Here is a 6,147-nt window from a genome sequence, read left to right on the forward strand (position 1 = left end):
ACGGCGGCCCCACGGGACGCGGAAATTCCACACGAAGCACCGGATACCGGCACCGGACCCGGTGACAGGGCGGGGTCCGAGCCGGTAGGCAGGCCCCATGGCACCTGACACGCACCCGCAGCCCGTGGATCCGCTGCCCCTCGAAGGGGTCACCGTCGTCGCCGTCGAGCAGGCGGTCTCGGCGCCGTTCGCCACCCGGCAGCTCGCCGACCTCGGCGCCCGGGTGGTGAAGGTGGAGCGGCCCGACGGCGGCGACTTCGCCCGGGCCTACGACACGGCCGCGGGCGGGCTCGCCTCGCATTTCGTGTGGGCCAACCGCGGCAAGGAGTCCATCGCGCTGGACCTGAAGGACCCGCGCGGCCTGGAGATCCTGCACGGCCTGCTCGACGGCGCCGACGTGTTCGTGCAGAACCTCGCCCACGGCGCCGCCGCCCGACTCGGCCTGGACTCGGCCGCGCTGTGCGCGCGCCACCCGCGGCTGATCGCGGTGGACGTCTCCGGCTACGGCGCGGAAGGCCCGTACGCGCACAAGCGCGCCTACGACATGCTCGTGCAGTGCGAGGCGGGCCTGGTCTCGGTGACGGGCACTCCCGAGCAGCCGGTCAAGGCGGGCATCCCGGCCGCGGACATCGCGGCGGCCATGTACGCCTTCTCGGGCGTCCTCGCGGCGCTGGTGCGGCGCGGGGTCACCGGGCGCGGGGGCCGGGTGGAGGTCTCCATGCTCGACGCGCTCGCCGAGTGGATGGGGCACCCGCTGCACCACACGATGCACGGCGGCCGCCAGCCCGCGCGCACGGGCCTCGCGCACGCGGTGATCGCCCCGTACGACGCCTACCCGACGGCGGACGGCGACCGGGTGCTGCTGTCCGTACAGAACGACCGCGAATGGCGGCGGCTCGCCGAACAGGTGCTGGAGCGGCCGGAGTTGGCCGAGGACCCGGCGTACGCGACGAACGCGGCGCGCACCCGCGGCCGGGAGAAGACCGACGCCGTGGTGGCCGAGGCGCTGGCCCGGCTCGACGCCGGCGAGGCGATCGGTCGGCTGGAGGCGGCGGGCATCGCCTGCGCCCGCCTGAACTCGGTGGACCAGCTCGCACGGCACCCGCAGCTGGCGGCGCGCGACCGCTGGCGGGAGGTGGGATCACCGGCCGGTCCGCTGCGGGCGCTGCTGCCGCCGATCGGACTGCCGGGGGGCGCGGCACCGCGCATGGGTGCGGTGCCGGCGCTCGGCGAACACACCGAGGCCCTGCTGCGCGCCCTGGGGATGACGGGCGCGCAGATCACGACACTGCGCCGGGAAGGTGTGGTTGCGTAGGGCCGGGGCGAAACTTCTCGGGGTCGGGGACAGTTCTTACGAACGGCGGCTGCCGAAGAGCGAGCGACGCAGCCGGCGCAGCGGCGCGAAGAGCGACACGCGCGCGCTCCGGCTCCGCAGACGGTGCGTGTGGTCGCGGGACGTGAGTTCGCGCATCAGCAGGGTCGCCTCGGCGGTCTCGCGGTGCGGGACGGCAGGCCCGCCGAGCACGGCGAGGTGGCGGTCGAGGCGCGAGCTGGTCGCACTGCTGCCGCAGGTGATGGCAGGCACGCGTGGCGGCCTGCTGCGCATTGCTATCTGTTCCATGATCTCTCCCCACCCGTACGAGGGCACCCGGCCCGGGCAGGGTAACCCTATCGCCCCCGCTACGTCCTCGGGTATCCCGGTGGTGTGAATTACCCCTATGTGGACGGGGAGTTGACGATTACTCAGCGGAGTCGACGATTACTCTCCGCACGCACGGCGGCTCCTGAGGGGGTTTCAGGGAAGCCGGGGGACGAGTCCCGTCGCGGCAGGGGCGGGGCGGCGCGCGCTGCGCTAACTTGGAGTGACCGCCCGATGACTCATCGGACTCACCTGGGGGCTCGCGTGACTGACAGCATCGGCGGGACGGACGCGGAAGAGGGCTCCGGCCGCGTCGTCTCGGGCCGGTACCGGCTGCTCGGCCTGCTGGGCCGGGGCGGCATGGGCATCGTGTGGCGGGCCCGCGACGAGGTCCTGGCCCGCGAGGTGGCCGTCAAGGAGGTACGGGCCCCGGCCGGGCTGGACGGCGCCGAGGTCGGGCGGATGTACCGCCGGCTCGAACGGGAGGCCTGGGCGGCGGCCCGGGTCTCGCACCGCGGGGTCGTCACGGTCTACGACGTGGTCACCGAGGAGGGCCGGCCCTGGATCGTGATGGAGCTGGTCCGCGGGCTGTCGCTGGCCGAGGTCCTGGAGGCGGAGGGCCCGCTCACCCCGCAGCGGGCCGCGCACCTCGGCGAGCAGGTCCTGTCCGCGCTGCGGTCGGCGCACGAGGCGGGCGTGCTGCACCGGGACGTCAAGCCCGCCAACGTGCTGCTGGCCAACGACGGCCGGGTGGTGCTGAGCGACTTCGGGATCGCCCGCCTGGAGGGCTCCTCGGCGCTCACGATGACCGGCGAGGTGGTGGGCTCCCCCGAGTTCCTCGCGCCGGAGCGGGCGCTCGGGCGGGAGCCGGGCCCCGCGTCCGACCTGTGGTCGCTCGGGGTGCTGCTGTACGCCGCCGTGGAGGGCGTCTCGCCGTTCCGGCAGGACACGCCGCTGTCCACACTGCGGGCCGTGGTGGACGAGGAGTTGCCGCCGCCGCGCCGGGCCGGGCCGCTGGCGCCCGTACTGGAGGGGCTGCTGCGCAAGGACCCCGACGACCGGCTCCCGGCGGCGGAGGCGGCCCGGATGCTGCGGATCATCGGGGCGGGCGGGACCGTACGGGATGCGGGCGGGCCGGTGTCGGAGCCGCAGTCGCCGACGGCCGTCGCGGGGGCGGCGGGGGCGGGGGCGACACCGCCGCTGCCCATGCCGGTGCCGGCGCCGGTGTCCGGGACCGCACCGCTGCCCGGGCCCGGCGCGGCCGGTACGGCTCCGGCGGCCGGCCCGGGCGGCTCGGGCGGCTCGGGCGGCTCCGGGCGGGCCGGGGCGGTGCTGACCGCCGGGATCGTGGCGCTGCTGCTGGCGGTCGGGATCCTGGTCTGGCTGCTGTTCAAGGACGGCTGGGGTGCGGCCGGGAAGGGGTCGGGCGGGCACGCGGGCGGTGCGGCCACCTCGGCCTCCGCTTCGGCGTCGGCCTCGGCGGGGCAGTCGGGGGGCCAGGCGCCCTCGTCCGCCTCGGCCTCGGCGTCCCCTTCACCCTCGGCCTCGGCGCCGGCCGCGCCGCACGTCACGGTGGCCGTGCACGCCGTACGGGCCGACTACCGCGGGAGCTGTCCGCCGGCCGCCTCGCGGGCGCCGGCCTTCACCGGGACGGTCCAGGTGGACCGCGGGCCCGCCGCGCTGGAGTACCGGTGGGCGACCCGCAGCGGCGTCGCGAACTCCGGCACCGGCTGGCAGTCCGTCACCTTTGAGGCGGACGGGCCCGCGAGCCGGGAGCTGGAGCACACCGCGCTCACGTACTACCCGGCGGCGACCTTCGAGGACGCGGTCCGGCTGGAGGTGCGCGGGGCGGCGCAGGCGGTGTCCGCCTGGGTGGAGTACTCCGTGACCTGCGAGAAGGAGACCCCGACGGGCGGGGCCTCCTCCCCCGGTGCGAGCGGTTCGCCGGCCGCCACGGTGTCACCGCCGCCGGCCGCGGAGCCCGCGCCGTGACGGCCGCGGCGTGCGCCGTACGGACGGAGCCGGTCAGGCCGCGCCGGTGAAGACGGGCAGGTAGCCGCCGGACTGCCCGGCGGCGGTGGGGTGGTACGACTCGCCGATGTTGGTCCAGTTGACGCTGTGCAGCCACGGGCTGGCGGAGCAGATCTCGTGACCGGTGAAGGCGCCGACGACCGAGGCGAAGGTGAAGCCGTGGTCGGCGGCGCGCTTGGCGATGGCCGCGTTCAGGTAGTCGGCCGCATCGTTGATGGCGGAGCGCTCGCCCTCGGTGAGGCCGGCGATGCAGGAGCCGTTCAGCTTGTAGAAGCGGGGGTAGCCGAGGACGACGACGTGGGCGCCGGGCGCGCGGCCGCGGATGGCGTCGTAGACCTGGTTGAGCTGGCCGGGGAGGGTGGTGTCGACGTAGGCCTTGGCCTGGTTGACGCGGCTGATGCAGGAGGACTCGGACTGGAGCACACAGGTCGTCATGACGTCGGAGAACCCGGCGTCGTTGCCGCCGATGGTGATGCTGACGAGGTCGGTGCCGGAGTTCAGCGGGCCGAGCTGACCGGAGAGCACGTCACCGGTGCGGGCGCCCGAGCAGGCGGTGAAGGCGAAGGACTGAGGGCTGTGGGCGGCCGCCCACAGGGCGGGGTAGGCGCGCGAGGTGCGCTTGCAGGCGCCGCTCGCACTGTCGTAGTTCCCGGCGCCGACGCCGGAGGAGTACGAGTCGCCGAGGGCGACGTAGCCGAAGTCGGCCGTGGCGGCGGTTGCTTGTCCCGCGCCGAACAGGGCGGCGCCGGCGGCGAGTAACAGGGAGGAGGTCCAGGCGGCGATGCGCGGCAGGCGGCGCGGGCGTCGCAGAGGCATGTGCGGCTCCGTGGGGGGAGGTGGGGGGGTTACTCAGGAGTTGGGTGGCTCCTGAGTCCGTGGTACAAGGAGCCGGGATGCGCTGGAAGTGTCCATGCCAAGGAGGTTCGGCGCAGACTTGCGCCCGGAATCTTCACGGCCACCGCGTTTGAAGGGGGAACCCGGGCACCCGATCCGGGGAAACACGGGTGCACGGGGCCACTTCGTGCCGGATCATGGGCGCCATGTCAGCCAACCCGCAGGACGCACTGCCGATCCGGCTCAATGTCGACGACAGCGATTCACCTTCGGACGTCGTGGACGCGCTGTTCCTCGGCCGGTTCGCGTCCGGCGAGCAGCCGTACTCGCGCAGCGTCACCATCGAGCGGGTCAAGCCGGAGGCGACCCTGCTGCCCGCCCGGGCCACCGTGCTGCGCTCGGCCCGCGACTCCGACCGCAGCGCCGTCCTCGCGGAGGGCGACGGCTGGACGGTGCTCGTCTCCCGCTGGAGCCGGGGCGCGGACGTGACGGTCACGGCGGTCAGCGACGAGCTCGCCGCCGGAGTGCTCGGCGAGGCCACCGACGGGGCGCAGGACGAGCCCGAACCGCAGCCGGAGAACGTCACGATGGGGTTCTGGTACGTGTCCCCGCGGCGCGGGCCGTACCGGACCACCCGTCAGATCACCGCGGGCACCTGGGCGGAGGTGCGGCCCAACTACACCGCGCCGGTGGCCGGGGCGATGGACCGGCTGATGAAGATCACCCCGGACGACATCGCGGGGCGGCTCCTGCTGCTGCACGGGCCGCCGGGCACGGGGAAGACCTCCGCGCTGCGGACGCTGGCCCGGTCCTGGCGGGACTGGTGCCAGGTGGACTGCGTCCTGGACCCGGAGCGGCTGTTCAACGACGTGGGCTACCTGATGGACATCGCGATCGGCGAGGACGAGGGCACCGCGAAGGGGCGGTGGCGGCTGCTGCTGCTGGAGGACTGCGACGAGCTGATCCGCGGCGAGGCCCGCCACACCGCGGGCCAGGCGCTGTCGCGGCTGCTGAACCTGACGGACGGCCTGCTGGGGCAGGGCCGCAACGTCCTGGTCGGCGTGACGACCAACGAGGACCTGGAGCGGCTGCACCCGGCGGTGGTCCGGCCCGGGCGCTGCCTGGCCCGCATCGAGGTCGGCCGGCTGACGCACCGCGAGGCGGTGGAGTGGCTCGGCACCGACGAGGGCGTCTCCCGCGAAGGCGCCACCCTGGCCGAACTGTTCGCCCTCCGCCGCGGCACGACCGGCCCGTCCCCCCTGCTCCCACCCCAACCCACCGACCCGGAGGCCGGCCTCTACCTCTGACGCTGCGCTCGCTTTGCCCCCACCGACGCCTGAGCCCCGGGCCCCGGGGGCGGGGGTTCCGGCCCCGCCGACGCCCTGCGACGGGGGCCGGCAATTACAGCCCCGTCGGCGCCTGAGGCGCAGGGCCTGGGGCGCAGCCCCAAAGCCCAGCCGGCTCCGCCGAGAGCCCGCCAACTCCAGCCCCACCGGCACCACCTGCACCCTGCGACGGGGGGTCGGCAATTCCGGCCCCGCCGGCGTTTGAGGCGCAGGGCCTGGGGCGCAGCCCCAAAGCCCAGCCGGCTCCGCCGAGAGCCCGCCAACTCCAGCCCCACCGGCACCACCTGCACCCTGCGA

5 protein-coding genes are annotated in these 6,147 nt (G+C 74.9%); 3 read left to right on the plus strand and 2 right to left on the minus strand.

Annotation, left to right across the window (positions count from 1 at the left end; genetic code table 11):
* Positions 1-97 precede the first annotated feature (97 nt).
* Positions 98-1,315: a CaiB/BaiF CoA-transferase family protein gene (locus AB0F11_RS18140; protein ID WP_362174290.1), complete on the plus strand. Its 1,218-nt coding sequence runs from the start codon at positions 98-100 to the stop codon at positions 1,313-1,315.
* A gap of 36 nt (positions 1,316-1,351) precedes the next feature.
* Here AB0F11_RS18140 and AB0F11_RS18145 read toward each other — a convergent pair whose 3' ends face one another.
* Positions 1,352-1,621 carry a hypothetical protein gene (locus AB0F11_RS18145; protein WP_078628425.1) on the minus strand — a complete coding sequence of 90 codons (270 nt, stop codon included), beginning with the start codon at positions 1,619-1,621 and terminating at the stop codon, positions 1,352-1,354.
* Positions 1,622-1,903: 282 nt separating this feature from the next.
* On the opposite strand from AB0F11_RS18145, the gene AB0F11_RS18150 reads away from it, so the two are divergent.
* Positions 1,904-3,631 (plus strand): serine/threonine-protein kinase, encoded by a 1,728-nt coding sequence (locus AB0F11_RS18150; protein WP_362174294.1) that lies wholly within the window; start codon positions 1,904-1,906, stop codon positions 3,629-3,631.
* A 33-nt stretch (positions 3,632-3,664) separates the two neighbouring features.
* On the opposite strand, the gene AB0F11_RS18155 is transcribed toward AB0F11_RS18150, so the two are convergent.
* Positions 3,665-4,486, minus strand: coding sequence for an SGNH/GDSL hydrolase family protein (locus AB0F11_RS18155; protein ID WP_362174297.1), 822 nt, complete (start codon positions 4,484-4,486; stop codon positions 3,665-3,667).
* 224 nt (positions 4,487-4,710) lie between these two features.
* Between AB0F11_RS18155 and AB0F11_RS18160 the strand changes: the two genes are divergently transcribed.
* Positions 4,711-5,811 (plus strand): DUF5925 domain-containing protein, encoded by a 1,101-nt coding sequence (locus AB0F11_RS18160; RefSeq protein WP_362174300.1) that lies wholly within the window; start codon positions 4,711-4,713, stop codon positions 5,809-5,811.
* Positions 5,812-6,147 lie beyond the last annotated feature (336 nt).

It is taken from the genome of Streptomyces sp. NPDC032472 (assembly GCF_040636955.1).
In the GTDB taxonomy this organism is placed as follows: domain Bacteria; phylum Actinomycetota; class Actinomycetes; order Streptomycetales; family Streptomycetaceae; genus Streptomyces.

Bases quoted from the DNA above. Each gene is read 5' to 3' on its own strand.
- AB0F11_RS18160 (WP_362174300.1), top strand. From the start codon at position 4,711: ATGTCAGCCAACCCGCAGGACGCACTGCCGATCCGGCTCAATGTCGAC.
- AB0F11_RS18145 (WP_078628425.1), bottom strand. From the start codon at position 1,621: ATGGAACAGATAGCAATGCGCAGCAGGCCGCCACGCGTGCCTGCCATC.
- AB0F11_RS18140 (WP_362174290.1), top strand. From the start codon at position 98: ATGGCACCTGACACGCACCCGCAGCCCGTGGATCCGCTGCCCCTCGAA.
- AB0F11_RS18155 (WP_362174297.1), bottom strand. From the start codon at position 4,486: ATGCCTCTGCGACGCCCGCGCCGCCTGCCGCGCATCGCCGCCTGGACC.